This window comes from Citrobacter sp. wls619 (assembly GCF_005281345.1).
In the GTDB taxonomy this organism is placed as follows: domain Bacteria; phylum Pseudomonadota; class Gammaproteobacteria; order Enterobacterales; family Enterobacteriaceae; genus Citrobacter.
Genome location: NZ_SZXJ01000045.1, coordinates 60,719 through 86,892 on the forward strand (window position 1 = coordinate 60,719; position 26,174 = coordinate 86,892).

At 51.7% G+C, this 26,174-nt stretch carries 28 protein-coding genes, 1 tRNA gene and 1 pseudogene; 15 read left to right on the plus strand and 15 right to left on the minus strand.

The window, feature by feature from the left end:
- The first annotated feature begins 182 nt into the window (after window positions 1–182).
- On the plus strand, window positions 183–350 hold the full coding sequence (rmf, locus tag FDX19_RS11795) for a ribosome modulation factor (protein WP_003035871.1): 168 nt from the start codon (window positions 183–185) through the stop codon (window positions 348–350).
- A 121-nt stretch (window positions 351–471) separates the two neighbouring features.
- On the opposite strand, the gene fabA is transcribed toward rmf, so the two are convergent.
- Both fabA and FDX19_RS11805 read right to left on the minus strand, forming a co-directional pair.
- On the minus strand, window positions 472–990 hold the full coding sequence (fabA, locus tag FDX19_RS11800) for a bifunctional 3-hydroxydecanoyl-ACP dehydratase/trans-2-decenoyl-ACP isomerase (protein WP_003035875.1): 519 nt from the start codon (window positions 988–990) through the stop codon (window positions 472–474).
- 68 nt (window positions 991–1,058) lie between these two features.
- The gene (locus tag FDX19_RS11805) at window positions 1,059–2,819 is read right to left on the minus strand and encodes a Lon protease family protein (RefSeq protein ID WP_137382850.1); all 1,761 of its coding nucleotides are present in this window, start codon (window positions 2,817–2,819) and stop codon (window positions 1,059–1,061) included.
- Window positions 2,820–3,004: 185 nt separating this feature from the next.
- Here FDX19_RS11805 and matP point away from each other — a divergent pair, with 185 nt between their 5' ends.
- Window positions 3,005–3,457 carry a macrodomain Ter protein MatP gene (gene matP, locus FDX19_RS11810; RefSeq protein WP_005123520.1) on the plus strand — a complete coding sequence of 151 codons (453 nt, stop codon included), beginning with the start codon at window positions 3,005–3,007 and terminating at the stop codon, window positions 3,455–3,457.
- Between the two features lie 98 nt (window positions 3,458–3,555).
- Here the strand turns inward: matP and ompA are convergent, their stop codons facing one another.
- Window positions 3,556–4,605, minus strand: a complete 1,050-nt coding sequence (gene ompA / locus FDX19_RS11815; protein WP_048212110.1) for a porin OmpA — start codon at window positions 4,603–4,605, stop codon at window positions 3,556–3,558.
- A 355-nt stretch (window positions 4,606–4,960) separates the two neighbouring features.
- Window positions 4,961–5,470 carry an SOS-induced cell division inhibitor SulA gene (gene sulA / locus FDX19_RS11820; RefSeq protein ID WP_137382851.1) on the minus strand — a complete coding sequence of 170 codons (510 nt, stop codon included), beginning with the start codon at window positions 5,468–5,470 and terminating at the stop codon, window positions 4,961–4,963.
- 216 nt (window positions 5,471–5,686) lie between these two features.
- Here sulA and FDX19_RS11825 point away from each other — a divergent pair, with 216 nt between their 5' ends.
- Entirely contained in the window at window positions 5,687–6,301 is a 615-nt protein-coding gene (locus FDX19_RS11825; protein ID WP_137382852.1) for a TfoX/Sxy family DNA transformation protein, read from the plus strand.
- Here the strand turns inward: FDX19_RS11825 and yccS are convergent.
- Window positions 6,279–8,432 (minus strand): YccS family putative transporter, encoded by a 2,154-nt coding sequence (gene yccS, locus FDX19_RS11830; RefSeq protein ID WP_137382853.1) that lies wholly within the window; start codon window positions 8,430–8,432, stop codon window positions 6,279–6,281. The two genes, FDX19_RS11825 and yccS, sit on opposite strands and share 23 nt — an antisense overlap.
- Window positions 8,433–8,450: 18 nt before the next feature.
- A complete protein-coding gene (locus FDX19_RS11835) occupies window positions 8,451–8,897 on the minus strand; it encodes a YccF domain-containing protein (protein WP_005123514.1) in 447 nt (148 codons plus the stop codon).
- Between the two features lie 125 nt (window positions 8,898–9,022).
- Here FDX19_RS11835 and helD point away from each other — a divergent pair, with 125 nt between their 5' ends.
- On the plus strand, window positions 9,023–11,077 hold the full coding sequence (helD, locus tag FDX19_RS11840) for a DNA helicase IV (RefSeq protein ID WP_137382854.1): 2,055 nt from the start codon (window positions 9,023–9,025) through the stop codon (window positions 11,075–11,077).
- A 32-nt stretch (window positions 11,078–11,109) separates the two neighbouring features.
- On the opposite strand, the gene mgsA is transcribed toward helD, so the two are convergent.
- Together mgsA and FDX19_RS11850 are read right to left on the minus strand one after the other, a co-directional pair.
- A complete protein-coding gene (gene mgsA / locus FDX19_RS11845; protein WP_137382855.1) occupies window positions 11,110–11,568 on the minus strand; it encodes a methylglyoxal synthase in 459 nt (152 codons plus the stop codon).
- 93 nt (window positions 11,569–11,661) lie between these two features.
- Window positions 11,662–12,324 carry a DUF2057 family protein gene (locus FDX19_RS11850; protein WP_137382856.1) on the minus strand — a complete coding sequence of 221 codons (663 nt, stop codon included), beginning with the start codon at window positions 12,322–12,324 and terminating at the stop codon, window positions 11,662–11,664.
- Between the two features lie 173 nt (window positions 12,325–12,497).
- On the opposite strand from FDX19_RS11850, the gene FDX19_RS11855 reads away from it, so the two are divergent.
- Window positions 12,498–12,911 (plus strand): CoA-binding protein, encoded by a 414-nt coding sequence (locus FDX19_RS11855; protein WP_006685217.1) that lies wholly within the window; start codon window positions 12,498–12,500, stop codon window positions 12,909–12,911.
- A 74-nt stretch (window positions 12,912–12,985) separates the two neighbouring features.
- Here FDX19_RS11855 and hspQ read toward each other — a convergent pair whose 3' ends face one another.
- Together hspQ and rlmI are read right to left on the minus strand one after the other, a co-directional pair.
- Window positions 12,986–13,303 carry a heat shock protein HspQ gene (hspQ, locus tag FDX19_RS11860; protein ID WP_005123508.1) on the minus strand — a complete coding sequence of 106 codons (318 nt, stop codon included), beginning with the start codon at window positions 13,301–13,303 and terminating at the stop codon, window positions 12,986–12,988.
- Between the two features lie 57 nt (window positions 13,304–13,360).
- Window positions 13,361–14,551 (minus strand): 23S rRNA (cytosine(1962)-C(5))-methyltransferase RlmI, encoded by a 1,191-nt coding sequence (gene rlmI / locus FDX19_RS11865; RefSeq protein ID WP_137382857.1) that lies wholly within the window; start codon window positions 14,549–14,551, stop codon window positions 13,361–13,363.
- 94 nt (window positions 14,552–14,645) lie between these two features.
- Between rlmI and yccX the strand changes: the two genes are divergently transcribed.
- Window positions 14,646–14,927, plus strand: coding sequence for an acylphosphatase (gene yccX, locus FDX19_RS11870; RefSeq protein ID WP_137382858.1), 282 nt, complete (start codon window positions 14,646–14,648; stop codon window positions 14,925–14,927).
- On the opposite strand, the gene tusE is transcribed toward yccX, so the two are convergent.
- Both tusE and yccA read right to left on the minus strand, forming a co-directional pair.
- The gene (gene tusE, locus FDX19_RS11875) at window positions 14,924–15,253 is read right to left on the minus strand and encodes a sulfurtransferase TusE (RefSeq protein ID WP_137382859.1); all 330 of its coding nucleotides are present in this window, start codon (window positions 15,251–15,253) and stop codon (window positions 14,924–14,926) included. The two genes, yccX and tusE, sit on opposite strands and share 4 nt — an antisense overlap.
- A gap of 88 nt (window positions 15,254–15,341) precedes the next feature.
- Window positions 15,342–16,001, minus strand: a complete 660-nt coding sequence (yccA, locus tag FDX19_RS11880) for an FtsH protease modulator YccA (RefSeq protein ID WP_003035917.1) — start codon at window positions 15,999–16,001, stop codon at window positions 15,342–15,344.
- 271 nt (window positions 16,002–16,272) lie between these two features.
- On the opposite strand from yccA, the gene FDX19_RS11885 reads away from it, so the two are divergent.
- Together FDX19_RS11885 and FDX19_RS11890 are read left to right on the plus strand one after the other, a co-directional pair.
- Window positions 16,273–17,901: an ABC transporter substrate-binding protein gene (locus tag FDX19_RS11885; RefSeq protein WP_137382860.1), complete on the plus strand. Its 1,629-nt coding sequence runs from the start codon at window positions 16,273–16,275 to the stop codon at window positions 17,899–17,901.
- A gap of 143 nt (window positions 17,902–18,044) precedes the next feature.
- Window positions 18,045–18,132 (plus strand) — tRNA-Ser (locus FDX19_RS11890).
- Window positions 18,133–18,476: 344 nt separating this feature from the next.
- On the opposite strand, the gene cbpM is transcribed toward FDX19_RS11890, so the two are convergent.
- Both cbpM and cbpA read right to left on the minus strand, forming a co-directional pair.
- Window positions 18,477–18,770 (minus strand): chaperone modulator CbpM, encoded by a 294-nt coding sequence (gene cbpM, locus FDX19_RS11895; protein WP_137382861.1) that lies wholly within the window; start codon window positions 18,768–18,770, stop codon window positions 18,477–18,479.
- Window positions 18,770–19,690 carry a curved DNA-binding protein gene (gene cbpA, locus FDX19_RS11900; RefSeq protein ID WP_137382862.1) on the minus strand — a complete coding sequence of 307 codons (921 nt, stop codon included), beginning with the start codon at window positions 19,688–19,690 and terminating at the stop codon, window positions 18,770–18,772. Before cbpA ends, cbpM begins: the two co-directional genes overlap by 1 nt.
- 273 nt (window positions 19,691–19,963) lie before the next feature.
- Here cbpA and FDX19_RS11905 point away from each other — a divergent pair, with 273 nt between their 5' ends.
- Window positions 19,964–20,293 (plus strand): antibiotic biosynthesis monooxygenase, encoded by a 330-nt coding sequence (locus FDX19_RS11905; protein ID WP_137382863.1) that lies wholly within the window; start codon window positions 19,964–19,966, stop codon window positions 20,291–20,293.
- An 85-nt stretch (window positions 20,294–20,378) separates the two neighbouring features.
- Here FDX19_RS11905 and dsbA read toward each other — a convergent pair whose 3' ends face one another.
- On the minus strand, window positions 20,379–21,002 hold the full coding sequence (dsbA, locus tag FDX19_RS11910; protein ID WP_137382864.1) for a thiol:disulfide interchange protein DsbA: 624 nt from the start codon (window positions 21,000–21,002) through the stop codon (window positions 20,379–20,381).
- Window positions 21,003–21,413: 411 nt separating this feature from the next.
- On the opposite strand from dsbA, the gene FDX19_RS11915 reads away from it, so the two are divergent.
- The 6 genes and pseudogenes from FDX19_RS11915 to FDX19_RS11940 all read left to right on the plus strand — a co-directional run.
- On the plus strand, window positions 21,414–21,776 hold the full coding sequence (locus tag FDX19_RS11915) for a copper resistance protein (protein ID WP_137382865.1): 363 nt from the start codon (window positions 21,414–21,416) through the stop codon (window positions 21,774–21,776).
- 48 nt (window positions 21,777–21,824) lie between these two features.
- Entirely contained in the window at window positions 21,825–23,705 is a 1,881-nt protein-coding gene (locus tag FDX19_RS11920; RefSeq protein ID WP_137382866.1) for a protein-disulfide reductase DsbD, read from the plus strand.
- Entirely contained in the window at window positions 23,702–24,325 is a 624-nt protein-coding gene (locus tag FDX19_RS11925) for a DsbA family protein (protein WP_137382867.1), read from the plus strand. The genes FDX19_RS11920 and FDX19_RS11925 overlap by 4 nt, the downstream gene beginning before the upstream one ends.
- Entirely contained in the window at window positions 24,315–24,821 is a 507-nt protein-coding gene (locus FDX19_RS11930; RefSeq protein WP_137382868.1) for a protein disulfide oxidoreductase, read from the plus strand. Before FDX19_RS11925 ends, FDX19_RS11930 begins: the two co-directional genes overlap by 11 nt.
- A 132-nt stretch (window positions 24,822–24,953) precedes the next feature.
- Window positions 24,954–25,709, plus strand: coding sequence for a sulfite exporter TauE/SafE family protein (locus tag FDX19_RS11935; protein WP_137382869.1), 756 nt, complete (start codon window positions 24,954–24,956; stop codon window positions 25,707–25,709).
- 69 nt (window positions 25,710–25,778) lie between these two features.
- A pseudogene (locus FDX19_RS11940) lies at window positions 25,779–26,147 on the plus strand (ArsR/SmtB family transcription factor); the annotation flags it as partial.
- Between the last annotated feature and the right edge of the window lie 27 nt (window positions 26,148–26,174).

A 26,174-nucleotide genomic window follows, 5' to 3' on the forward strand; every position in this document is an offset into this window, starting at 1 on the left:
GGTAGCTGTTCTGGCAGAGAATTTTTGTACAAATGATTTACCAGCTAGCTCACAAATATGACACTGGCGTGAATTTTGCGCATTGACGAGTCTGATGTTTAGGGGTATTCGTTTAGTGTGATTGCACACTTAGTAATCACTGTTTTCTTTTCCACCAGACCCAAAGATGAGGGAAACGAGGCATGAAGAGACAAAAACGAGATCGCCTGGAACGGGCACATCAACGTGGATATCAGGCCGGCATTGCCGGACGCTCAAAAGAAATGTGTCCCTATCAGACGCTGAATCAGAGGTCATACTGGCTGGGAGGCTGGCGAGAAGCCATGGGGGATAGGGTTTTAATGGCCTGATTCTGTCTCTTTAGATAAAAGAAACCTCCGCAAAGCGGAGGTTTCGCCTTTTGTAGACCGGCAAATTAACGTACGCTGCCATTTGGCCATGTCGCACTACCAGACCTACAGATGTCTGCGATTAGAACGCCGAGGTGTCCTGGAACAGACCCACTTTCAGATCATTTGCGGTGTAGATCAGACGACCGTCAACCAGCACTTCACCATCAGCCAGACCCATTATCAGGCGGCGGTTAACGATGCGTTTGAAGTGAATGCGGTAAGTGACTTTCTTCGCGGTCGGCAGAACCTGACCTGTGAATTTCACTTCGCCCACGCCCAGTGCACGGCCTTTACCTTCGCCGCCCAGCCAGCCGAGATAGAATCCAACCAGCTGCCACATGGCATCCAGACCCAGGCAACCTGGCATTACCGGATCGCCGATAAAATGGCATCCGAAGAACCACAGGTCCGGGTTGATGTCCAGTTCAGCTTCCACATAACCTTTGTCAAAGTTGCCGCCGGTTTCGGTCATCTTGATGACACGATCCATCATCAGCATGCTTGGTGCAGGCAGTTGTGGGCCTTTAGCACCAAACAGCTCACCGCGACCAGAGGCAAGAAGGTCTTCTTTTGTATAGGATTCGCGTTTATCTACCATGTTCTCTGTAAGCCTTATTTTATTGAAGCACGCAGGATAGCTAACACGTGTACGCTGAACAAGTCCGATCAGTTCGGAATAATCCAATTCAGCCAACGTAGCGGCCATGGAAAACGGTGACGGCCTTCCTGTTGCGTTGCCGCAGCAATACGCTCCTGGATAGTTTGCATCAGCGTCGTCTGGCCTTCGCCATCCCACACCAAATTTAATAGCAGTGGCAGCGCATCGGTCACGTCGTCTACTGCCCAGATAGTGAATTTTTCTTCTTCAACAGCCTGCAGCAGTGCGGGTGGCAGGCTCAGATGTCTGACGTTGGCTGCAGGGATAATCACCCCCTGAGTCCCCGTTAATTCACGCTGCTGGCAGATGGCAAAGAAGCCTTCAATTTTCTCATTCAGACCGCCGACAGGTTGAGCACGACCAAACTGATCGACAGAACCGGTTATTGCGATGCTTTGATTGACGGGAACGTCAGCGAGGGCGCTGATCAGCGCACACAGTTCTGCCATAGAGGCGCTGTCACCGTCTACTTCACTGTATGATTGCTCAAATGTCAGAGAGGCAGAGAACGGTATTTGCTGTTCAAGCTGGAGTTCCGACATCAGGAACGCCTGCATAATCATCATACCCTTGGCATGAATATTTCCGCCCAACTCGGCTTTACGTTCAATGTCGGTAAATTCGCCATCGCCAATATGCACGACGCAACTGATACGTGAAGGTTCACCAAATGCGCGGGGATGGCCTGGAAATTCGATCACCGACAGGGCGTTTATTTGCCCAATACGCTCGCCTTCCGTTTCAATGAGGATCTGCTCTTGCAGGATCTCATCCTGCATCCGTTCGGAGAGGAATCCTTCTCGCCACTCACGTTGAGCCAGCATCAGGCTCAATTGCTCCGCAGTGCAGGTATCACTGTCGCAAAGAGGGGACACTTCTTTGAACTGGCGAGTGATCCATAGCGGATTAAGCGGCAGCGTGTCCTGTTCGCCGGTGTAGCGAACGGCTTCGCGGATGAGAACCTGCCATGCATCGGCAGCGGGATAGGGCAGATTGTTGCGTCGGGCAGTATGCGTTACCCACTGACACCACTGTGTCATGGTTTCGGCATCCACTATCTGCAAGTTATCCTCAAATTCGCTGTAGATAGCCTGTTCTGCCAGTTCTGGTTCCATTTCCTGGAAGTCTGCCAGCGATTCACGTTCGCCGACCAACACCACTTTCAGTTTAAGCGGCATAGAAGGGACGGAGACTGGCAGAGGGCGAGACTCATCAAAGGCCACCCAGTCAAAACGCTCGTGGCTGACAATGGCTTTCAGGCGCATCCACAACAACGGCTGAGCCAGAAGTGTGCGCAAGGAGATAACCAGCACACCGCCATTGGCCTGATGGACCAGTCCCGGTTGCAGCGTAATTTCGCCATTGAACTGGCGCAGACAGCCAAACAGCTGTTCGGCCTCAACCCAGTCAGCATTAACCACCTGCGTTAACGTTGCAAAGTTGTCGTCTGCTTTCTCCGCTGCGCGGTAACGAATAGTGTGGCCGGATACATCGTAATGCCCCCCGGTTAACCTATCGGCATTCGTATGTAAGGTACGTGCAGCCGTTGCAATAAGATTGAGATACTCCAGCTCTTCGGGCGCTTTCACCAGCATAAACGAGGACGTAGCCCAGTGCTGAAGAAGCTGCTCTAGCGCGAATTGTAAACGTGGCTGAGTATCACTGAGTAAGGTGTCGGTGTCGTCAGTGACGTGCGGCTGTGCAAATATTTCCTGATAGCTGTCGGTATCAGGAACCAGATCACGCCATGCAAGTTTCGTAATGGTCAAAGTTGATGTTTTTTAGTCTGTTGTAAAAAACGAGATTATACCGTAACCATCAGCACTGCACACGTGGAAAGCACCGCTAAACGGATGTGATGACGCGCGACAGTTCACAGGCTGGATATTCTTTTCTTCAGATGCCCAAAAAGCTGATATTCTGATAAGAGTTACACGGTAACATTGAGATCGCAATGAAATATCAACAACTTGAAAATCTTGAAAGCGGATGGAAATGGAAGTACCTGGTGAAGAAGCATCGCGAGGGGGAGTTGATTACCCGCTATGTGGAAGCCAGCGCGGCCAAAGAAGCCGTTGATTTGTTGCTAACCCTCGAAAATGAACCGGTTCGGGTCAACGCCTGGATTGAAGAATACATGAACCCGGCACTGCTCAATCGCATGAAGCAAACGATCCGTGCGAGGCGTAAGCGGCACTTTAATGCAGAACATCAACATACGCGTAAGAAATCGATCGATCTGGAGTTTATGGTCTGGCAGCGTTTGGCCGGGCTTGCGCAGCGACGTGGTAAAACGCTCTCAGAAACGATTGTGCAGTTGATTGAAGATGCGGAACATAAAGAAAAGTATGCGAACAAGATGTCGACATTGAAGCAGGATCTACAGGCGTTACTGGGTAAAGAGTAGGGTACGGGTAACGTCAATATGGCGTGTGCCTGTGCTTTTGCATGATATGTAGGTGAAAAAAAACCCCGCCAGGCGGGGTTTTTTTATAAGACGATAACTTAAGCCTGAGGCTGAGTTACAACGTCTTTGATACCTTTGACTTCGATCTCAACACGACGATCCGGAGCCAGGCAGTCGATCAGTGCAGCGCGAGCTTTCACGTTGTCACAGGTGTTGCCGGTAACCGGGTTGGATTCGCCCATACCACGTGCGGAGATTTTGTCAGAAGGGATACCTTTAGAGATCAGGTAATCAACAACAGACTGAGCACGTTTCTCAGACAGACCCTGGTTGTAAGCGTCAGAACCGATGCGGTCAGTGAAGCCCAGAACAACGACGGAACCGTCTTTCGGATCCAGGTTGCTCAGCTGGCTGTACATCTGATCCAGAGCCTGCTGGCCTTCTGGTTTCAGAGTCGCTTTGTTGAAGTTGAACAGAACGTCAGACTTCAGAGTGAAGTGTTTGGTCTGTACTTCTGGAGCCGGAGCCGGAGCCGGAGCAACTACCGGAGCTGCTTCTTCCTGCTGGCCGAAACGGTAAGAAACACCAACGCTCAACAGACCGTTGTCTGGACGACCACCAACGGTGTTCGCGTCACCGATGTTGTTAGTCCACTGGTATTCCAGACGGGTAGCGATTTCAGGAGTAATTGCATACTCTACGCCGCCAGCGAATACTGGGGATACACCAGTGTCGTGGTCTTTGAAGCCGTCGTTGTTTTTAGCATCTGCACGCCAAACCATACCACCCAGACGGGTATAAACGTCCAGATCGTCAGTGATTGGGTAACCCAGTTTAGCGGTCAGCTGAACGCCCTGAGCTTTGAATGCGCCATTTTCAGTGTTGCCTTTGTACGGCATACGACCTAACCAGTCGTAACCCATTTCAAAACCAACGTACGGGTTAACCTGGTAACCACCGAACGCACCAGCACCCAGTTGGCTTTCGTGGGTCGGTCCGTTGTTGTTGATCTGATTGTTGCCGATGTCATGGAACTGGGACCAACCCAGTTTAGCACCAGTATACCAGGTGTTATCTTTCGGAGCGGCCTGCGCCACGGTAGCGAAACCAGCCAGTGCCACTGCAATTGCGATAGCTGTCTTTTTCATTTTATGCGCCTCGTTATCATCCAAAATTCGCCATGAATATCTCCAGAGAGATAACACGGTTAAATCCTTCACCCGGGGACCAGTTCAATAGTTACTCTACCGATATCTGCGGCTTAAGCCGAGCACCCCTGGCGATGTAAAGTCTACAACGTACTCGAAAACTTACAAGTGTGAAGTCCGTCAGGCATATGAAAAAAAAAGGCTTGTATACACAATATTTAACATTTGTGGATGATTAATTGTACAGCTACTATCGCGGAAACCGCTTCACACAGGCGTTCTCACAAAAAATGTGTTGAAGCTCAAAGCCGAGTTTGGGGGTGAAAAAAAATTCCAGGATAATTCCTAATTTTACTCAATGATACAAATTCGAGTGAATTTTTAGCCCGGAATGGTGTCTCCCCGCAAGTGTCTGAGCGCGTACAGGACGCATGATAAATCCCATTGCATTTCCCTCATCTGCCGCTTTCACCAGTTCTGCATGTTCATCTTCTGTTAATTCTTCCGTCAGCCAGCCGATGACCACACTGTAATTCCCAGTGCGCAGCGCACGGACCATTGATTCCAGCGTATGGCAGGGAGAGAGTTGGCTGATTTGCATAACTTTCGTCAATGGGAGTCCGGCCGACTGCACCCACTCGCGGCTCAGTTTTTGTTGAGGCGTCAGCCAGAGCTGCCAGCGCGACTGCTGACCTAACTGCTGAAGCAGGGGAAGCAGCAGGAGCTGCGTCATCATGGGCTGGTCCTCGCGATAGACCACTTCACTGATAAGCCCGGCGGTAGTGTGCTCTGACGACACGCGCGCAATTTTGCTTGATGTGGAAGAGAACGACGAAGAACGATTTGCGTAGCCTGAAGTGTACATAATCAATCCAGCCCTGTGAGTTACTGTATGGATATACAGTAACCCTGCTATCACCAAAGATCAACCTTATTTTCTGAAACAGGTTCGCAGTTTTTGGTTGTTGTTACGGGAAAAACAAAATTCATCTTGCCCCTCGCGAATAAGTTGCCTATTTTCGTCATTAACGGATCCGCTACTGCAAATCATTTTATTACGTTATGATTTAAAAGGATTTTTATGAAAAAACTTTCTTACGCAAGGATCTATAAATCACAAGAATATCTGGCGTCATTAGGGACTATTCGTTATCGATCGCTGTTTGGGGGTTATAGCCTGACGGTCGAGGACACGGTATTCGCCATGGTCGCCAGTGGCGAGTTATATCTTCGGGCCTGTGAACAGAGCGCGCAGTACTGTGTAAAACATTCCCCTGTCTGGCTGACATTCATAAAACGTGGACGTCCGGTGGTGCTCAATTATTATCAGGTGAACGATACGCTGTGGCAAAACCAGCAACAACTGGTGTCGTTATCACGGTATTCATTGGATGCGGCGTTAAAAGAAAAGCAAAGTCGTTTTGCACAGCATCGCCTGCGTGGACTGCCGAACATGACATTTCATCTGGAAACCCTGCTGAATGAAGCAGGTATAAAAGATGAAAGCACATTACGCATGTTGGGGGCAAAAATGTGTTGGTTGAAACTGCGACAGATTAATCCCGCTCTGACGGTGAAAATACTCTATGCCCTTGAAGGTGCGATCGGAGGGATTCATGAGGCGGCGCTCCCGGCGATTCGTCGCCAGGAGCTTGTGGAGTGGGTGAGTTCTCTTACGCCTGAACCGGTGTACTAGACGGCAATGCGGCAATTTGCTGCTGTAATCGTCTGATTTCTGGTAGTAGCGCTATCAATAGGCCAACTTGCTGTACGACCAGCGGTTCTTTACTGTCCGGGCGTGGTTCAAGATGCTGAATCCGTTGCTTCAGTCCTTCTAGTGCCTGGTATACGCGCTGCTCGTCAGCGGGTTGATGATGAAGTGCATCATCAACATAGCAAACGGCATCGTCCAGTAATGCCAGAACGTCCGGGTTGGTTAACTGTTCACGGTGTGCGCCCAGCGCCGAGATATAACTGGTAAAGGTATGGTTGAGGCACAGCAAGCGGAATGCCGTTTCGCGCGTTTGGGCGGTGACATCCGGTTCACTCGACATATTCGACACCACGGATGCCAGCTCCGCATCACGATTATGCGCATCACGGCGCGCAATACGGTATGCCAGACGATTGTCTCGCCCCTGATGATATTGTTCGAGAATGGCGTCAAGGTAACGACAGTTGGCATCGGTCGCCCGTTCAATCACCCGTGGCAGGTTGCGAAAGCGCCAGTCAGGCCAGATGAAACTGACGGCTGCCCATGCGATGGCACAACCTATCAGCGTATCGATGACGCGCGGCAGTGCGACTTCAAACCCTTCACCAAGCAGGTTAAAGCACAGCAATACCAGCAACGTGATAAACATGGTGGCATGCGCGTACTGAACATTGCGGAAAGCGAAAAAGAGCACGCCGGTGATCACCAGCAGTATTAATTGCCCTTCCAGCGATGGGACGAACCACAGGATGGGCAATCCAATCGCTATCCCGACTAATGTGCCGATAATTCTTAACGCCAGACGATGCCGTGTGGCGTTGTAGTTGGGCTGGCAGACAAACAGACTGGTCAGCAGGATCCAGTAGCCATGGTTCATACCCGTTATCTGGATAATGGCGTAGCCGACGCAGAGCACCAGCGACATGCGAACCGCGTGGCGAAACAGCGCCGACTCCGGTGTAAAATTGCGACTCAGGCGCAGCCAGATATCACTGAAGCCATGCGGACTGTCATCGGCAAGCTGATTTTCTGACTCATTGCGCGAGAGTACCTGAGCCTGTTCAGACTCAATGGTGGCCAGTTGCGCATCAATAGCCCGCAGGTTTGATAGTAAGAATCCCAGCGTGTTGAGCAAATCTGCAGGGGCACCGCTTGCACGCATGCGCTCAAGGGCGGCATCGATATGTGTAAAGACGCGCTCAAAGTGTGGATCGTGCTGGTAAGGGGTGCGTAGCAAAATACAGCGAGACAGTTGCGTACAGGCTTGTCCCTGCATCGACATTAATCGCTGGAAACGAAACATCACATCGCTGTGACGGAAATGGTCGCGTAGCGTCTGGTACTGAATATGTGAGGAACTAGCGCGTTCGTGGATATCCTGCGCGACAAAATAGTAATGCAGTGTGCGGCGGGTTCCTCGTTGTCCACGGTCACCGCGCAGACGGGTCAGTAATGATATTTTTGTTTGGTTCAACGTCGCCATCAGTTGCCCATTGGCCAGCGCTAAGTCATACAGGGGGGCCTGACTTTCATCTTCGATGTCGGGATCAAAAAGACGGGATTTCAGCTCCAGGTAGTGTGCCAGCTGTTCATAGCTGCGTGCCAGATTGTCCTGCAGTGGACGAATCGGGAACAGAAGGTGACCGATAAGCGTCAGAAGGTTATACCAGATGGCGCCTGCAAGCAGCAGGATCGGTTGCTGGTACCACTGATCGTAAAGTGATGTTCCCAGCATGGTGTAAATGGCGATCAGTAATGCACCAAAGGCGATGGTCGCATAACGCTGACCTAAGCCCCCCAGCAAAATAAAGCCGCTGGTGGACAGCGTTAATCCAATTGCGAAAAGCCACGGCCAGGGAAAGAGCAATTCGACGGAGGCCGAGGCAATAAAAAAGCAGATCAGCGTAATGATCAAGTTGCGCAGACGACCCGCGAGCCGATCGTCCAGATCGGTCAGCGCGGCAGCAACCATGCCCAGCGTTAGCGGGATGGTCAGTTTGACGTCACCCAGCCACCACGGCAGCGCCGTAGTGCCGCAAAGTGCGATAAAAATTCGCACGTAGTACAGCCAGGTGCTGTTCCAGGTATAGCGTTTAAGCAGTGGACTTAACATAAAGGCCATCAGTTCCGATTATTCAAAGCGACGACGCGCGTTGGCTTCGCGTGCGGCACGGGCAACTTCGACTGAAACCACGCGACGACCAACGGGCCAGAGTGCAATTGCGGCGATTTTAAAGTTCGCAATACCAACCGGAATACCAATAATCGTAATGCACTGGGCAATACCGGAAACAATATGCATCAGGCACAGCCACCAGCCGAAGAAAATCAGCCAGAAAATGTTGAGCAGCGTACCGCCGGTATTCAGAAGCACGTTTTTACCCGCTGGGTTGAGTTCATCAACGTGAATCGCTTCATTACCGTAGGGGAACAGCGACAAACGTGTGATTTCCCAGCAGGAGCGGGTCAAGGGTAGTGTGAAGATAAGCACAATACTGACTAACGTCGCCAGTAACCAGGCTAAGGTGGTGGCGAATCCCCCAAGCACAAAATTTAAAATATTCAGAACAGTACGCATAAACCCTCGGTTAACTCTGGTTTTCTGTGAGTTTGGCAATTGTAACGTTTTTTTGGGCTGGAGCACGTTTTCTCTGGCGGTTACACTGATAAGCAAACCTCTTCGTGTGGATCCGCGTAAGTCTTATGGAACTGAAAGCAACTTCTCTGGGAAAACGTCTGGCGCAACACCCTTACGATCGGGCCGTTATTCTCAATGCCGGCATTAAAGTCTCCGGCGACCGTCATGAGTACCTTATTCCATTCAATCAGTTACTGGCTATCCATTGTAAAAGGGGCCTGGTATGGGGCGAACTGGAATTTGTGCTTTCTGATGATAAAGTTGTACGCCTTCACGGCACTGAATGGGCGGAAACCCAGCGTTTCCACCATCATCTGAGCATGCTCTGGCAGCAGTGGAGCCAGGAGATGAGTGACGTCGCAGCAGGGGTGCTACAGGAACAGCTGGATGCGATTGCCGCGCGTACAGCGGAAAACAGATGGCTGACGCGGAGCCAAACATCCGGATTGCAACAACAGATCCGCCGTGCTTTTGACGCGTTGCCCCTGCCGGTCAGTCGGCTGGAAGAATTTGATCATTGTCGTGAGGCGTTGCATCAGTGTCAGGCGTGGCTGCAGGATATTGAAGCGTGTCGTTTGCAGCATAACCAGGCATATACCGATGCGATGCTGGCGGAGCATACCGAGTTTTTCCAGAAGATTGAGTCCTCACCGCTGAATCCAGCCCAGGCTCGTGCGGTGGTGAATGGCGAGCAGTCGCTATTGGTGCTTGCGGGGGCAGGAAGTGGCAAGACATCCGTTCTGGTTGCGCGTGCGGGCTGGTTGCTGGCGCGGGGAGAAGCGGCTGCTGAACAAATCCTGCTGCTGGCGTTTGGTCGCAAAGCCGCTCAGGAAATGGATGAGCGCATTCGCGAACGGCTGCAGACGCAAGACGTCACCGCACGGACGTTCCATTCACTGGCGTTGCATATTATTCAACAGGGTAGCAAAAAAGTCCCGACAGTCAGCAAACTCGAAAATGATACTGCCGCCAGAAATAAGCTGTTTATCGCCACCTGGCGTCAGCAGTGCAGCGAGAAAAAAGCACAGGCTAAAGGCTGGCGACAGTGGCTGGAAGAAGAGATGCAGTGGTCCGTGCCAGAAGGCAATTTTTGGGACGATGAAAAATTACAGCGTCGCCTGGCCTCACGTCTGGATCGCTGGGTTAGCCTGATGCGTATGCATGGTGGAGCACAGGCGGAGATGATCGCCAATGCGCCGGAGGCGATCCGCGACCTGTTCAGCAAACGTATAAAGCTGATGGCGCCGTTGCTCAAAGCCTGGAAAAGTGCTCTGAAAGAAGAGAATGCCGTCGATTTTTCTGGATTGATCCATCAGGCGATTGTCATTCTGGAGAAAGGGCGCTTTATCAGCCCCTGGAAGCATATCCTGGTTGATGAATTTCAGGATATCTCCCCGCAGCGCGCCGCCCTGTTAGCGGCATTGCGCCAGCAAAACTCACAGACTACGCTATTTGCCGTGGGGGATGACTGGCAGGCCATTTACCGTTTCAGTGGTGCACAGCTTTCGTTGACTACCGCCTTCCGGCAACACTTTGGTGAGGGCGATCGCTGCGATCTGGATACGACATACCGTTTTAATAGCCGTATTGGCGAAATAGCCAATCGGTTTATCCAGCAAAACCCGCATCAGCTTAAGAAACCGCTCAATAGCCTGACAGCAGGTGACAGGAAAGCCGTTACTTTGCTCGATGAAAGTCAGCTGGATGCACTATTGGATAAGCTATCCGGCTTTGCAAAAGCAGAAGAACGCATACTGGTGCTGGCGCGATATCACCACCTCAAACCTGCCAGTCTTGAGAAAGCAGCGACCCGCTGGCCCAAACTACAGCTGGATTTTATGACTATTCATGCCAGTAAAGGACAGCAGGCGGATTATGTCATTGTCGTTGGGCTTCATGACGGCAACGATGGTTTTCCGGCCCCGGCCCGTGAGTCGATTATGGAAGAAGCATTACTGCCAATGGTCGAGGATTTTCCGGATGCAGAAGAGAGAAGGTTGCTTTACGTAGCCCTTACGCGTGCCCGGCATCGGGTGTGGTTGCTGTTTAATAAAGACGCGCCATCCTGTTTTGTTGATGAATTAAAACAACTGGATGTCCCGGTAGCGAGAAAACCCTGAAGAACAGGCGGCGGCGGCCGCCTGTCTGGCAATTATTTGAGGCGCTCTGCCAGATACCGGGCGTAATCCGGGATCAGGATGTCCGTCGCATCGCTGAAATTTGGTGACTGGATAATAAAATCGGCGGTAGATACGTTGGTGGCAACCGGAATATTCCAAACTGTGGCCAGGCGCAGAAGGGCTTTAACATCCGGATCGTGAGGCACGGCGTTGAGTGGATCCCAGAAGAAGATCAGCACATCAATTTTCCCTTCAGAGATCAGTGCACCGACCTGCTGATCGCCGCCCATTGGACCGCTAAGCATGGCGTTGACATCCATGCCGGTCGCGCGTTGAATGAGATTTCCTGTCGTACCTGTCGCATAAAGGACATGCTTTTCTAACAATGGCTGGTGGCGTTCCACCCAGCTCATCAGCATCTGTTTACAGTGATCATGTGCAACCAGCGCAATATGCTTACGCGCCGGTAAAGTGCGAGTCGTCAGTTCCATAGTACAGCTCCCAAGTTAACCTTATTACAGAGTACTGGAAGCGCTTGACGCTGCAAGAGAAAGACAAAAAAAATGCGTCGGCGAACATAAATGTCATGAGGGTGGCTGTTTCTCTGCCCATTGCAGAAAATTACTTCGTGTTTGCGCATCGGCCTGGCCGAACCAATATTTCAAACGCTGTTCGGTAAGTGTCTGCGACTGCGGCGGCACCCGATCCAGTTCAGATACCCCTGAGAGCAATGCGCTGTCATCTGCCATCATAGTGGCAAATTGTGGGAGTGAAGCATGCTTAGACGATTTGTTATAGCGTTCAGTCTCGAGTTCGTAATCTACGATTTTTGCCGATGAAGTAATCGACAAAATATCCAGCTTGACCGGAATGGGCATGGAGTCGCCATCTACTAGTTCCACACGGGGCGCGTCATCGAAATGCGTTGCGTCACGTTCGTTGTTCAGACGGGGGAGATGAAAATTGACCTGACTAACCAACTGAGTATCAAAACTGATGACCAGCGGAGGAGAAATATACAGACGTTCTTCATGGCTGGAGAGACGAATCGTTTTCTCAACGCGAAAGACAAGCTGATGCCGACCATTCTCCAGCTCAATACTGTCGGCACCGCGCAGTAAAGAGCTGGACACCTTTTTTCCGTCCAGCACCAGAAGGTCAATATCATTAGACAGGCGCAAAGAGGTCGCACAAACGGTTACCGGCAGAAGCAGAGCAATCAGGGCTGTCACAATGCCGGCTTTCATAAGGTTCTCCTGTCCAGAAAATTATCTGCATAAGATGTATCTAAATTTTTCGACAATCATGTTTACTAACATATAGACATATTTTCCAGTTTAGCTCTCATGCGCCAGTATGGGATGAATGGTTGCGACGTCAGGTTTGTCGTACACTTTGCAAAACAGCCTGGAGGAAGACGATGAAAGAGACCGATATTGCTGGCATTTTGACATCTACCCGTACGATTGCGCTGGTAGGAGCAAGCGATAAACCCGATCGCCCGAGCTATCGGGTAATGAAGTATTTACTCGATCAGGGTTATCACGTTATCCCCGTGTCTCCTAAGGTTGCCGGGAAAACGCTGCTGGGGCAGCAGGGCTATGCGACGCTGGCAGACGTACCAGAGAAAGTGGATATGGTGGATGTCTTTAGAAACTCAGAAGCAGCATGGGGAGTTGCACAGGAGGCTATTGCTATTGGCGCGAAAACCTTGTGGATGCAGCTTGGCGTGATTAATGAACAGGCTGCCGTGCTGGCGCGCGATGCGGGCCTGGCGGTAGTGATGGATCGTTGCCCGGCGATTGAAATCCCCAGACTGGGACTGGCGAAGTAAGGTTGTACTGTTGCCGGATGGCGCATTGTATATCCGGCCTACAACGGTGTTTGTCGTAGGCCGGAGAAATGTTGTCAGTTGCGCAGGCGTGGAGCCTGGAGCTGTTTACGGATTGTCCGTGCCAGTTCATCCATCGACGGTTGCTCTGGATGTTCTTCCTGTAGCTCGCTACTCAACTGTGCTTCAGCCAGATACGTATGTACTGGCAGGCCATTATCGTCTTCCATCACCACGTGATACCAGGGAGCGGCGCGAAGTTCGTCGTTAACCGCCAACTCATCAGGTGACGGGTCATCAAGCGAATATTCCGGGTCGATATCCACGACCACTCCGAGGTAACCTAACAGGGAATGGCGGACCTGCTGGCCGATACCGAATTTGCTGGCAATCATAGTCACCTCCCGGGAAATAGATACCCTCTATGTAAGGGTAATATTCCACTTTTCAAGTTACATGATGCGACAGGCAAACCCTTTCAGATACAGCCCTTCCGGGTAGGTAGCGATCACGGGATGATCGGCGGCCTGACGGAACTGCTCTATAAATTGTACATCACGCCCGGCATCTATTGCGGCATCGGCGATGATTTTCTGAAATAAATCGGTGGTCATCAATCCGGAGCAGGAGAATGTCAGCAGTACGCCACCCGGATTCAGCAACTGAATTGCCAGCATATTGATGTCTTTATAGCCACGACAGGCGCCCATCAGCTGGCTTTTGTTTTCGACAAACTTCGGCGGGTCCATCACGATAACATCAAATTTCTCACCACGATCGCGATAGGCGCGCAGCAGCTTGAACACGTCATCACGCACAAATTCGGCTTTGCTCAGATCCAGCTTGTTCAGCTCTACGTTTTGGCGGGCGATATCGAGAGCTTCCTGGGAAGTATCTACGCTGACGACCTGGCGGCAGCCACCCATTAATGCAGAGACGGCGAATCCACCGGTATAGGAGAAACAGTTCAGTACGCGCTGATTTTCCACATAACGACGCGTGGCCAGGCGGCTGTCACGCTGATCGAGGTAATAACCGGTTTTATGTCCGTGCTGAATATCAACCAGCAGTTTCATCCCGTGCTCTTCAATCGGCAGCAGAGCTGGCGGCAGTTCCCCCGTGACGGGGCCCTGAGTCAGTTCCATGCCTTCTTTTTTACGCACGGCAACATCGCTACGGTCATAAATAGCGCACTCCGGGAAGACAATCTGCAGGGCGCTAATTAATGCGGCACGTTGATACTCGGCGCCTGCGCTGAGCAGTTGCAGCACCAGAAAGTTACCGAAACGGTCAATGGTGATGCCCGGCAGGCCATCAGACTCCCCGGCAATCAGTCGATAGCTGTCCAGCCCGTCCTTTTTCGCCAGCCAGTCTCGCCACTTCTGCGCTTGTTGCAGACGGCGGGTAAAGAAATCAATATCGATGGATTCAGACTTGTCGAATGTCCAGACGCGTGCACGGATCTGCGACGCGGGTGAGTACGCGCCACGTGCTAACCATTTACCCTGATGGTCAACAATATCGATGGTTTCACCGAGGTTGGCTTTACCTTCCATACGTGCGACGGCACCGGAAAATACCCACGGATGGCGACGAAGTAATGATTTTTCGCGGCCCTTGGCTAACACTAAACGTACACTCATAATTTACTATTCTGTCAATTCAAAGAAATGGGCGCCATTGTCCTGAGTTTTACGCATATTTGCAACGCGCGCTGTGATGATAAGGAGAACCGCAATGTCGAAAGTCTGCATAATCGCCTGGGTCTATGGCCGGGTTCAGGGGGTCGGATTTCGCTACACCACCCAGCATGAAGCACAACGGCTGGGATTGACTGGCTACGCGAAGAATATGGACGACGGCAGCGTAGAGGTTGTCGCCTGCGGTGAAAGCGACCGGGTAGAACAACTGATGAAGTGGTTAAAAGCCGGAGGCCCGCGTAGCGCCAGGGTAGACAGAGTTCTCAGCGAACCGCATCGGCCTGGCGAAGAGTTAACGGGATTTAGTATCCGCTATTAAATACATTTGACCGGTTTTGGCAGACCGGCAATTTTCGTCGCCTGCTTGGCCGGACCTTTCGGGAACAGGCGGTAGAGATAACGGCTGTTGCCTTTTTCTTCGCCAAACTTATTGGCCATCGCTTTGACCAGCATGCGGATAGCGGGGGAGGTATTAAACTCCAGATAAAACTCGCGTACGAAACGCACCACTTCCCAGTGTTCCGCGGAGAGCGTAATGCCTTCGTTTTCGGCGATTATCTCCGCCAGCGGCTCGCTCCACAGCGTGGTATCTTGCAGATAGCCTTCGCTATCGGTACTGATTTCTTTACCTTCAAAGATCAACATAATTCTTCACTGCGTTAGTCAAACTGGCGGCAGTTTACCAAAAAAGAAAGCCCCGCATAAGCGGGGCTGAATAATGCACGTAATCATCTTAATCGCGGCTGGCGAAGCCCAGAATGCTCAACAGGCTGACGAAGATGTTGTACAGCGAAACATACAGGCTAACGGTGGCACGAATATAGTTGGTTTCACCGCCGCGGATGATATTGCTGGTTTCAAACAGGATTGCGCCTGAAGAAATCAGGATAAACACCGCGCTAATCGCCAGATGCAGCGCTGGCAGTTGCAGGAAAATATTCGCAACCATACCAATCAGCACTACCACGATACCTGCCATCAGCATACCGCCGAGGAAGGACATGTCTTTACGCGTGGTCAGAACATACGCAGAACAGCTGAAGAAGACCAGCGCCGTACCACCCAGCGCCATACCGATCACGTCACCCATACCTGCTGACAGGTAAGTGTTCAGAATCGGTCCCAGGATGTAACCCAGGAAACCGGTGAAAGCGAAAGCAGACAGAATACCTACTGGTTTATCTGCTGTTTTGTAGGTCAGGAACATCAGACCATACATACCAACCAGTGTCAGAATCAGACCCGGAGACGGCAGCATCAGCACTGTACTGGCTGTTGCGGTGATCGCTGAAAACGCCAGCGTCAGGCTGAGCAGGAAATAGGTATTACGCAGCACCTTATGCGTGCTGAGTAGCGATGTACGATCGCGCGAAGAACTAATAATACGATCCATGAGTCACTCTCTTATGACAGATGTAATTAATGATGGAGGATAATGAAATCACCGGTAACGACCCAGCGGTTTTACCCATCTTTACGCATTTTAACCCGCCGGACTTAAGCATATTATTTCAGCAAAAGCATCTGGATTAGATGTTACCACTGTTTATGCAAAAATGTCAGATCGATATCTGCCAGGTAACTGAAAAATATTGCGTTATTCCCTGCATGCCTTTAAGAGTGACAGTGGTGTCAACATAAAACAGAGCAATAAGGTAAAGGGAATGACTCAACATAAATCGAAGGTATTTACATTTACGCTGTTGGCTGTCTGTTTGATGTCTCTCAACGGTGTGGCGAGCGCTGCGACAGTTCCCGCGGGTACAGAACTGGCAGCGCAACAGGAACTGGTCAGAAATAACGGCAGTGAGCCAGCCTCACTGGATCCGCATAAAGTTGAAAGCAACGTTGAGTTTAATTTAATCAGCGATATGTTCGATGGACTGGTGGCCGTAAACCTGGATGGCACTATTGCACCCCGGCTTGCTGCCTCCTGGGAGAATAAAGATAACACTGTCTGGACCTTTCATTTACGTCCAGGAATAACCTGGTCAGATGGATCGGCTATTACTGCACAGGATGTCGTCTGGAGCTGGCAGCGCCTGGTTTCACCGCAAACTACTTCGCCCTATGCCTCTTATCTGGGCAATATGCACGTCGCAAATGCGGTTGATATTGCTCAGGGGAAAAAAGATCCCGCGACGCTTGGGGTCAAGGCGCTGAATGACACCACGCTGGAAATTACCCTGACGCAGCCGACAGCGGCATTCTTAGCGATGCTGGCGCACCCATCACTGGTACCACTGGATAAAGTGCTGATTGGCCGCTTTGGCGATAAGTGGACTCGTCCGGAGCACTTTGTCAGCAGCGGTGCGTATAAGTTGTCGCAGTGGGTCGTCAATGAGCGGATTGTTGCCGTACGCAACCCGCATTACTGGGACGATCAGCACACGGTCATTAATAAAGTGACGTATTTGCCCATCAGTTCAGAGGCTGCAGACGTTAACCGTTACAAAGCCGGAGAAATCGATATTGTTTTTAGTGTTCCGGTCAATCAGTTCGCTCAATTGAAAAAGACGATGGGTGATGAGCTCCATGTCTCACCTCAGCTTTCAACCTATTATTATCAGTTTAATACCACGCGTGCGCCGTTTAACGACCCGCGCGTGCGTCGGGCGTTGAATATGGCGCTGGATAAGGACATCATCGCGCAAAAGGTGATGGGGCAGGGGCAGCGTGCGGCGTGGGTTATCAGCCAGCCTGAAATTGGCGGGGTAAAATTACACGCGCCGGATTACGCATCATGGCCACTCGACAAACGCATTGCTGAGGCAAAAAAACTGCTGGCGGAAGCAGGCTACGGTCCAGAGCATCCGCTTAGCTTAAATCTGCTCTACAACACTTTCGAAACGCATCAGCGAATCGCGATTGCCGCCTCGTCAATGTGGAAGAAAAATCTTGGCGTTGAGGCAAAGCTGCAGAACCAGGAATGGAAAACTATGCTGGATACCATGCACACCGGCAATTTTGACGTCGTACGCTATGCATGGATAGCGGATTACGACGATGCGTCGAGCTTCCTCAACATTTTCCGCACCGGAGATAGTGAAAACACCACCCGATACAGTAATCCAGCCTACGATGAAGCGATGCGTAATGCTGCAAAAGCCCGTTCTTTGCCTGAACGCGGGAAATACTACCAGCAGGCGGAAGACGTGTTAGGCGAGGATGTACCGGCGATTCCGGTTTACCACTATGTCCGCACACACCTGGTAAAGCCGTGGGTAGGCGGATTTGCACCGGATAACCGCGGTAATTACTTCACCAAAGATATGTACATCAAAAAACATTAAACAGCAGTAGCCCGGATTTGTGCTGAATAAACGGTCAATTTGTTGTTATTTAAGTCGATTAACAACATTTTGGCTGTTTTTCAGGCAAACGAACACATTGGTGCTTTACAGGTCCGTTCGGGATGTTTATAGTGCGCCTCATTGGAAGCGTGGCCGAGCGGTTGAAGGCACCGGTCTTGAAAACCGGCGACCCGAAAGGGTTCTAGAGTTCGAATCTCTACGCTTCCGCCAAACATGAAAAGGGGTTACCGAAAGGTGACCCCTTTTTACTTTTGAAGCATTAGAATCGCCTGGCAATATTCGCCCATCCCCTCATGTCACATTCGAACACTTGCTTACCCCGATCCCAGGCTTTTCCTTGTCGTGCTATACGCTGCAATTTAACTACACATCTAAAGTCTTTCCATATTGCCGTGGCTGAAGGCATGGTCATGATGTCTTCATGACCTGTAAAAGCCTTAACTGAATCCAGGTTAGTCCAGTAGTGTTTCCCTGGGGGAGGCAAGTTCAGATCATCAGCAACTCGATGCGCTGCTTACCTGTAAGTGCGGCTCATCGCCGCACCTTTAACATATTCATGGATGGCTAATAAATCGGGACAGGCGTTGGCGCAAAAGGCGGTTTTCCTGCCGCAGTTGCGCGTTCTCCTCGAGCAGGGTCAGTGCGACGGCAATGCCTGGCCAGTCAAGCGCCAGTTCATGGCGCAGACGTAGTGCGCGTTGCACCACGGTCAGCGCATGGTCATCAAAGGTCTCATCTTCACGGGGTTCGATTACCCCTAAACCGACAATTTCATTCAGTTCCTCTGCAGAAACACCGGTATGCAGACAAAACTCGGTAATGGTAAAGGTAACGGTCACGTTAGCCATTATGCTTTCCCCCACTCTTTACGCGGATCAAAGGACTTCTGCGCATCCGCCAGCTGTTGCCACAAGGCGGCGCTGTTGTCGTCAGGTTTCGGCGGCATCACGATTTTGATGACCGCGTACAGGTCGCCAGTATGTTTTTTACCGACCAGACCTTTGCCTTTGATACGTAATCGTTGCCCAGCCTGGCTTCCTGCGGGGATGGTCAGCAAAATACTCTCTTTGAGTGTTGGTACCGTCACTTTTGCGCCCAATGCAGCTTCCCATGGGGCAAGCGGAACGACAACCTCCAGATCCTGATTAACAATATCAAACAGCGGATGCGGCGCGATATGAATCACCAGCCACAAATCCCCGTTCGGGCCACCGTTTTCACCAGGGGTTCCCTGACCTTTCAGACGAATGCGCTGCCCATTGCCGACACCGGCCGGGAGCTTAACGTTGAGAGTTTTGGGGATTTCCCGCTCGATCATGCCAAACGCATTGTATACCGGCAGGTTGTAACTGATGGTGCGGCTATGCTCAGCAAGGGTTTCTTCGAGGAAAACGGCGACCTCGATTTCAATATCATGTCCGCGACTGGCGTGGCGCTGCCGTGACTGATGTGCGTGCTGGCCAAAAATTGAAGAGAAGATATCGTCGAAATCTTCAGCGTTGTAGCGTTGACCTTCTCCTTGCTGGAACTGACGATTAAACTGCGGGTCGTTGCGATGCTGCCACAGCTGGTCGTATTCGGCGCGTCGCTGTTCATCGCTCAGGACTTCCCAGGCTTCGGCAACTTCTTTAAAACGGGCTTCAGCGTCGGGTTCTTTGCTGACATCGGGATGGTATTTTCGCGCGAGACGACGGTAGGCGGTCTTGATTGTCTTGAGATCGTCTGTCGGCTTCACGCCCATAATGGCGTAATAATCCTTTAATTCCATAGCGTTCTCTCGTGTAAATCAACACATGAAGAAGGCAATCCCTCTCAAAAGGTATCACCGTTAAGTTTAGGGTAATCCCGATAGGCGTGAATGCCAACCATGAAAAAGGGGGGCGCAGGTCATAAAAGGGGCACCGGCAAATGTGGTGAGCCTGCTTGTTGATTTACCTATCACACTCAAATTTCCCTTTTCACCAGACTGTTCGTTGTTGAGCGAAGCATCGCATTTAATCCGGCAATAGAATGGCTGAAATTAACAAGGGAGAGATGCTGAATGATCGCCGTTATTTTTGAAGCAGATGTGCCCCCTCAGGGGAGGGAGCGATATCTTCAACTGGCCTCAGAGCTGAAGCCGTTGTTGGCAGAGATCCCAGGGTTTATTTCTATCGAACGATTTCACTGCATTAATACGCCTGGGAAAATGCTGTCACTTTCATGGTGGGAGGATGAGGATGCAGTGCTCAGGTGGAAATGCAACGTCAGGCATCAGGCCGCACAACAGGAGGGTAAGCAGTTGATTTTTTCATATTACCGAATACGTGTTGCATCTGTTTTGAAGGATTATGCCTCTGAAAAAGGTTCTGCCAGCGTATATGGCAGTTAACAGTCAATAATGACCGCCTGTAGCAACAGGAGCCAGAACAGGCTCTGGCTCCTGTTGATGGTGCGTCAGGAATATTAACGGCTTATCAAGGTCTGGAAAAAAGAAAACGCACGGTATCAGCGTAGTTCTGAACAAAAGCGTTAACGTTATCTGATTTTAATCCTTTCGGGTTAATCATATATTTACCCTTGATAAAGATAGCCGGCACACCTTTCAGGTCTACCGCTTTAGCCAACTCCTGTTGCTTTGCCGTTAATGATTTTACGGCAAAGCTATTCCACGCAGCATCATAGTCGCTTGCACTGACGCCGGCGCGGATAAATACACTGCGAATATCATCTGCTGTTTTAACCGTTTGCTTTTTCTGCACGGCATCAAACAGTAAAGGTTTTACTTTATCTTCCACGTTTAACAGCATAGCGACAGACCAGGCGTGCGTCATCTCCGGCCCCAATGGACCTAAAAAATCAACGTGATACTCAGCGAGTTTGACATCAGAAGGTAGTGCTTTCTTCACATTATCAGTGACTTCCAGAACTTCATCATACTGGTAGCATGAAGGGCAATAAAATGAAAAGAACTTAAGCGCAGCAGGCGCTGACGCAACTGGTTTTTCAAGTGAAATATATTCCTTGCCATCGGTAAATGTTGCTGCCTGAACGCTCACAGTAAAAAACAGACCTAGAAGAGGAAGTAAGATTTTTTTCATTTTCATATACTCTAAATAACATTTAATAAACAATTGTTCTGATGATGAACATAACGTTCATTGCGGTGAGTGATAATACAATATTCATCCAGAAATGTGCTGTCCCTTACTTTCATTTACGCAGGAATATCCACTGTTGGACTTCTTATTCTTTTTTATCGTCAGTGGTGAAATACCTGTTGGACGTTTTGGAATGGCAGATAATAAACCCCGTGATATTTTTATCTATGTTTTATTAGCACTATTATTTTGCAATAATGAAATTAATGAACAATATTAATTATCATTTCTGGGCAAAGCGCTGGGGAGGAATGAGAATTGACCGGCCTCTGCCGACATAACTTTACAGGGTAAAGGTTGCCAAAACCTCGCCAGTGACTAAGATAACTCGCGTCAATCAGTGAGGGTATAATGGCGAAACGTCAACGGATGGGATGGTGGTTCCTCTGCCTGGCATGTGTTGTGGTGATGGTATGCACCGCGCAGCGCATGGCGGGTCTGCACGCGTTGCAGATGAACGCCGCAACCACTGCTGTTGTCGCGAGCGCCCAGGTCGATACCGACGAAGCTTCGCCCGTTACGCCTTGTGAGCTGAGCGCAAAATCATTGCTGGCTGCACCGCCAGTATTGTTTGAAGGCGCGATCCTGGTGCTATGTTTGCTCCTGTCGCTGTTGGCACCCGTGCGGGCATTTCGCCTACCTTTTTTCCCTCCGCGCGCTATCTCACCGCCCACACTTAGGGTTCATCTCCGATTTTGTGTCTTCCGTGAATGACAGTGCAGCCATTGCTGACTGTTAGATAATTATTCACGGAGAAAATATATGAAGACTGTTTCCAGGCAGGCGCTGCTCTGCCTGTTATTTCTATGGCTGCCCGTATCCTGGGCGGCGGACATCGGCTGGCTGCGTTCACCCGATAACAATCACGCCAGTGTGCGGTTACGTGCCGATACAGCAGCAGGCGGTGAAACCCGACTGCTGCTCGATGTTAAACTGGAGGATGGCTGGAAAACCTACTGGCGATCGCCGGGTGAGGGCGGCGTAGCACCGTCCATCGTCTGGAAAGATAAAATGCCTGCTGTTGATTGGTACTGGCCGACACCCGCGCGTTTTGAGGTCGCCAATATCACCACCCAGGGATATCACGATAATGTCACCTTCCCGATGGTCGTACGTGGCACAACGCCAGCCACCCTTAACGGTGTATTGACCCTATCAACCTGCAGCAATGTCTGCCTGTTAACGGATTTTCCCTTTTCCGTGACGCCGAGCGTCCAGGACCCGTCCTTTGCTCATGACTATGCGCAAGCGATGGGGCAGATACCGCTGGCCAGCGGCCTGACCGAGTCGCTTAGTGCCGGGGCGCGAGCCGGAGAGCTGGTGGTTGAGGCGCATCGAACGGGTGGCTGGTCTGCGCCTGGTCTGTACCTGGACACCGTTGATGATGCGGATTTTGGTATGCCGCAAATTCGCGTCGAGGGCGAAACACTACGGGCAACGGTTCCGGTTCATGATAGCTGGGGGGAAGGTGCGCCGAATCTTCGGGGTAAGCAACTGACACTGGTTCTGGCTGATAACGGCGTTGCGCAGGAAAGTCGTCTTGCCATTGGCGATGCGCCAGTGGTGCAGAATGCAGCGATCCCGCTGTGGCAGGTGGTGCTGATGGCGCTGTCAGGCGGGTTGATCCTTAACTTAATGCCCTGCGTGCTTCCGGTGCTGGGCATGAAGCTGGGCTCGATTTTACTGGTTGAGGAGAAAAGCCGTCTTCAGGTTCGCCGCCAGTTTCTGGCCTCGGTGGCTGGTATCCTGGTCTCTTTTATGGCCCTCGCGCTGCTGATGACGGTGCTGCGCCTGACCAATCAGGCGCTTGGTTGGGGGATCCAGTTCCAGAGCCCGTGGTTTATCGGCGTTATGCTGCTGGTGATGCTGACGTTCAGCGCCAGCCTGTTTGGGCTGTTTGAATTCCGCCTTCCTTCAGCAATGACCACCATACTGGCAACTCGCGGCGGTAACGGCTTGTCAGGGCATTTCTGGCAGGGCGCGTTTGCGACGTTGCTTGCCACACCGTGCAGTGCGCCGTTCCTGGGGACGGCAGTGGCGGTGGCGTTGACTGCTTCGCTGCCGACGCTATGGGGGCTGTTCCTTGCGCTCGGGTTGGGGATGAGTTTGCCATGGTTGCTGGTGGCACTGCGTCCGGGTCTGGCGCTGCGTCTGCCGCGTCCGGGGCGTTGGATGAATATCTTGCGGCGTCTTCTCGGCGTGATGATGCTTGGTTCGGCTATCTGGCTGGCAACATTGCTGCTCCCGCATCTGGGGCTCGCAAGCCAAAGTACAGCCAAAGAGAGTGTGAACTGGCAACCGCTGAGCGAGCAGGCCATCGAAGAGGCACTGGCCCAGCACAAGCGCGTATTTGTAGATGTGACGGCTGACTGGTGTATTACCTGTAAAGTCAATAAATTCAATGTGCTACAAAAAGAAGATGTCCAGACTGCACTGCAACAATCCGATGTGGTGGCTCTGCGGGGTGACTGGACGCTGCCCTCTGACGCGATCACTGAATTCCTGAAAAAACGCGGCCAGGTTGCTGTGCCGTTCAACCAAATTTATGGCCCCGGTCTACCGGAAGGCCAGGCGTTGCCGACGTTGTTAACCCGCGATGCGGTGCTGAATACACTGGCCGATTCCAAAGGAGTGAACCCATGAAAATGATGATTGTCCTGCTGTTAACTCTGTTTTCTGCCGTCAGCGTGGCGAAAGAAGCTGCGCCATTTACGCCTGAGCAGGAGAAGCAAATTGAAGCGCTGATTCAGGAAGCGCTGTTTAACGATCCCAATAGCCCGCGTATTGGTGCCCGGCAGGCTAAACTGACGCTGATTAATTTCACCGATTACAACTGCCCGTATTGCAAGCAGTTGGACCCGATGCTGGAAAAAATTGTACAGAAGTATCCTGAGGTGGCGGTGGTGATTAAACCGCTGCCGTTTAAAGGGGAAAGTTCGGTTCTGTCGGCGCGAACCGCGCTGACGACCTGGCGTGAGCACCCGCAGCAGTTTCTGGCGTTACATGAGAAACTTATGCAGAAGAAGGGCTACCACACGGCAGTGAGTATTAAACAGGCACAGGAGAAAGCCGCTGCCAGCCCGGTGACGCTGGATGCGCAAAGTGAAGAGACGCTGAGCACCAACCTGCAGCTGGCACGTCTGGTTGGTGTGCGAGGCACGCCGGCAACGATTATTGGCGATGAGCTCATTCCTGGGGCAGTACCGTGGGAAACACTGGAAGAGGTGGTCAAAGAAAAACTGGCGGCCGCAAATGGTCAGTAAACTGCGCCGCTGGCTGCGCGAAGGACTGATCTTACTGGTGTTATTCGCCGGGGCGATGTTGTTGATGGATGCCTGGCGGGCGCCCCAGCTTCCCGCAGCGTTTGACAGCACACCTTTGCAGACGCTGGATGGTGAAAACGTTACACTGGCCGCGCTCAGCCAAGAGGAGCCGGTGCTGATCTATTTCTGGGCGAGCTGGTGCGGCGTGTGTCGGTTCACGACACCGGACGTCGCCAGACTGCACTCAGAAGGCGAGAACGTGATAACCATTGCGCTGCGTTCTGGTAATGAGGCGGAGGTGACGCGCTGGCTGGCGCGTAAAGGCGTAGACTTTCCCGTCATCAACGATGCTGACGGGGCCATCTCCCGCAGTTGGGACATCAGCGTCACGCCAACGCTGGTTGTGATGTCGCATGGTCGCGTGGTGTCGACAACCAGCGGCTGGACCAGTTACTGGGGAATGAAGCTACGCCTCTGGTGGGCAAAAACTGTCTGATTCTGATGCCGGGGAAACCCGGCATTTTTTCTGCTGCAGTACACCAGGAGGGCATATTTCGTTTCCCGACGAAGCAAACCTGGCGATTGACGTCCAGAATAGGTCATCCTCTTTTTTCCTGGAACGTACATGATGGCAACTTCTTTCGCGCTCGACCCCTCCCTGGTGATAATGATTGCCGCAACCTTTGTGCTGGCAGGGATGGTGAAAGGCGTAACGGGCATGGGCTTGCCCACGGTGGCGATGGGGATACTCGGATCGCTTATTTCTCCGGTCGCGGCGGCGGCGATGCTGCTGTTACCTTCTCTGATTAGCAATCTGTTTCAGTTTGGCGGTGGTGGTAATACCGGCCGATTGCTGCAACGATTGTGGCCTATGCTGCTGGCGGTGGTGATTGCCACTTTGCTTGCCAGTGTCTGGATCTCCGGGGGAGACACAACCCGGACCCAGTTTGCGCTTGGCATGGCACTGGTGGCCTATGCCATCTGGACGCTGATGGGAAAAAAAATAACCGTGGAGCCGCAGCGTGAAAAACCCTTTTCCCTTGTCATTGGATTGGTGACCGGTTTATTGACGGGGGGAACGGGGGTATTTGTCATGCCCGCCGTGCCATGGATCCAGTCTTTGGGCTTTGAAAAGGACGAATTGGTGCAGGCGCTTGGCATTTCGTTCACGTTTTCGACGCTGGCGTTAGCACTGGGCTTGTGGTGGCACAATGCGTTACCTGTTCAGTCCCTGAGTTTATCGGCTTTTGCCATTCTTCCTGCGCTACTGGGACAGTGGCTAGGGACTCGTGTGCGGCGAGTGATTTCTCCAGTGGTGTTTAAACGCTGTTTTCTGTTCTGCCTGGTGGGGTTGGGCGTGGAGATGATGCTGCGCGCCGCGTAAGTCTTGCTGTGACTTTACGCCCGTTTCATGCCATCGTTAATTCAGAGGGTTAACGCCAAAGGAGGTGCTATGGCATCGGTGATACTGCACGAAGAAGAGGGTGAACTGGAGTCGCAAATGGCGCTCACTGCGGCAGTGATGGCGGATAAATCGCGTTCGCGTATGCTGTGTGCCTTGATGGATGGGCGCGCCTGGACCGCAACCGAACTTAGCGCGGTGGCGGACGTGTCAGCCTCGACGGCCAGCGCGCATCTGGCGCGTCTGTGTGAACAACGATTTGTTGTGGCGTTAGCCCAGGGGCGACACCGTTATTTTCGCCTGGCAAGTACGGAGATAGCCGGCCTCCTGGAGCGCCTGATGGGGGTGGCATGGTCTGCATCAACGTCGCGAAAAATCACCACCCCGATAAACCTACGGCATGCGCGAACCTGCTATGACCTGTGAGTTCAATGGGTCGATGCAACG

Excerpts from the sequence above, each read along its gene's own strand:
- dsbA (WP_137382864.1), bottom strand. The coding sequence starts at position 21,002 with ATGAAAAAAATCTTACTTCCTCTTCTAGGTCTGTTTTTTACTGTGAGC.
- rmf (WP_003035871.1), top strand. The coding sequence starts at position 183 with ATGAAGAGACAAAAACGAGATCGCCTGGAACGGGCACATCAACGTGGA.
- FDX19_RS11835 (WP_005123514.1), bottom strand. The coding sequence starts at position 8,897 with ATGCGTACTGTTCTGAATATTTTAAATTTTGTGCTTGGGGGATTCGCC.
- rlmI (WP_137382857.1), bottom strand. The coding sequence starts at position 14,551 with ATGAGTGTACGTTTAGTGTTAGCCAAGGGCCGCGAAAAATCATTACTT.
- yccA (WP_003035917.1), bottom strand. The coding sequence starts at position 16,001 with ATGGATCGTATTATTAGTTCTTCGCGCGATCGTACATCGCTACTCAGC.
- FDX19_RS11885 (WP_137382860.1), top strand. The coding sequence starts at position 16,273 with ATGACTCAACATAAATCGAAGGTATTTACATTTACGCTGTTGGCTGTC.
- FDX19_RS11935 (WP_137382869.1), top strand. The coding sequence starts at position 24,954 with ATGGCAACTTCTTTCGCGCTCGACCCCTCCCTGGTGATAATGATTGCC.
- mgsA (WP_137382855.1), bottom strand. The coding sequence starts at position 11,568 with ATGGAACTGACGACTCGCACTTTACCGGCGCGTAAGCATATTGCGCTG.
- FDX19_RS11915 (WP_137382865.1), top strand. The coding sequence starts at position 21,414 with ATGGCGAAACGTCAACGGATGGGATGGTGGTTCCTCTGCCTGGCATGT.
- FDX19_RS11925 (WP_137382867.1), top strand. The coding sequence starts at position 23,702 with ATGAAAATGATGATTGTCCTGCTGTTAACTCTGTTTTCTGCCGTCAGC.
- yccX (WP_137382858.1), top strand. The coding sequence starts at position 14,646 with ATGTCGAAAGTCTGCATAATCGCCTGGGTCTATGGCCGGGTTCAGGGG.
- FDX19_RS11930 (WP_137382868.1), top strand. The coding sequence starts at position 24,315 with ATGGTCAGTAAACTGCGCCGCTGGCTGCGCGAAGGACTGATCTTACTG.
- matP (WP_005123520.1), top strand. The coding sequence starts at position 3,005 with ATGAAATATCAACAACTTGAAAATCTTGAAAGCGGATGGAAATGGAAG.
- cbpA (WP_137382862.1), bottom strand. The coding sequence starts at position 19,690 with ATGGAATTAAAGGATTATTACGCCATTATGGGCGTGAAGCCGACAGAC.
- FDX19_RS11825 (WP_137382852.1), top strand. The coding sequence starts at position 5,687 with ATGAAAAAACTTTCTTACGCAAGGATCTATAAATCACAAGAATATCTG.
- yccS (WP_137382853.1), bottom strand. The coding sequence starts at position 8,432 with ATGTTAAGTCCACTGCTTAAACGCTATACCTGGAACAGCACCTGGCTG.
- FDX19_RS11920 (WP_137382866.1), top strand. The coding sequence starts at position 21,825 with ATGAAGACTGTTTCCAGGCAGGCGCTGCTCTGCCTGTTATTTCTATGG.
- ompA (WP_048212110.1), bottom strand. The coding sequence starts at position 4,605 with ATGAAAAAGACAGCTATCGCAATTGCAGTGGCACTGGCTGGTTTCGCT.
- sulA (WP_137382851.1), bottom strand. The coding sequence starts at position 5,470 with ATGTACACTTCAGGCTACGCAAATCGTTCTTCGTCGTTCTCTTCCACA.
- FDX19_RS11855 (WP_006685217.1), top strand. The coding sequence starts at position 12,498 with ATGAAAGAGACCGATATTGCTGGCATTTTGACATCTACCCGTACGATT.
- cbpM (WP_137382861.1), bottom strand. The coding sequence starts at position 18,770 with ATGGCTAACGTGACCGTTACCTTTACCATTACCGAGTTTTGTCTGCAT.
- FDX19_RS11905 (WP_137382863.1), top strand. The coding sequence starts at position 19,964 with ATGATCGCCGTTATTTTTGAAGCAGATGTGCCCCCTCAGGGGAGGGAG.
- FDX19_RS11850 (WP_137382856.1), bottom strand. The coding sequence starts at position 12,324 with ATGAAAGCCGGCATTGTGACAGCCCTGATTGCTCTGCTTCTGCCGGTA.
- helD (WP_137382854.1), top strand. The coding sequence starts at position 9,023 with ATGGAACTGAAAGCAACTTCTCTGGGAAAACGTCTGGCGCAACACCCT.
- hspQ (WP_005123508.1), bottom strand. The coding sequence starts at position 13,303 with ATGATTGCCAGCAAATTCGGTATCGGCCAGCAGGTCCGCCATTCCCTG.
- fabA (WP_003035875.1), bottom strand. The coding sequence starts at position 990 with ATGGTAGATAAACGCGAATCCTATACAAAAGAAGACCTTCTTGCCTCT.
- tusE (WP_137382859.1), bottom strand. The coding sequence starts at position 15,253 with ATGTTGATCTTTGAAGGTAAAGAAATCAGTACCGATAGCGAAGGCTAT.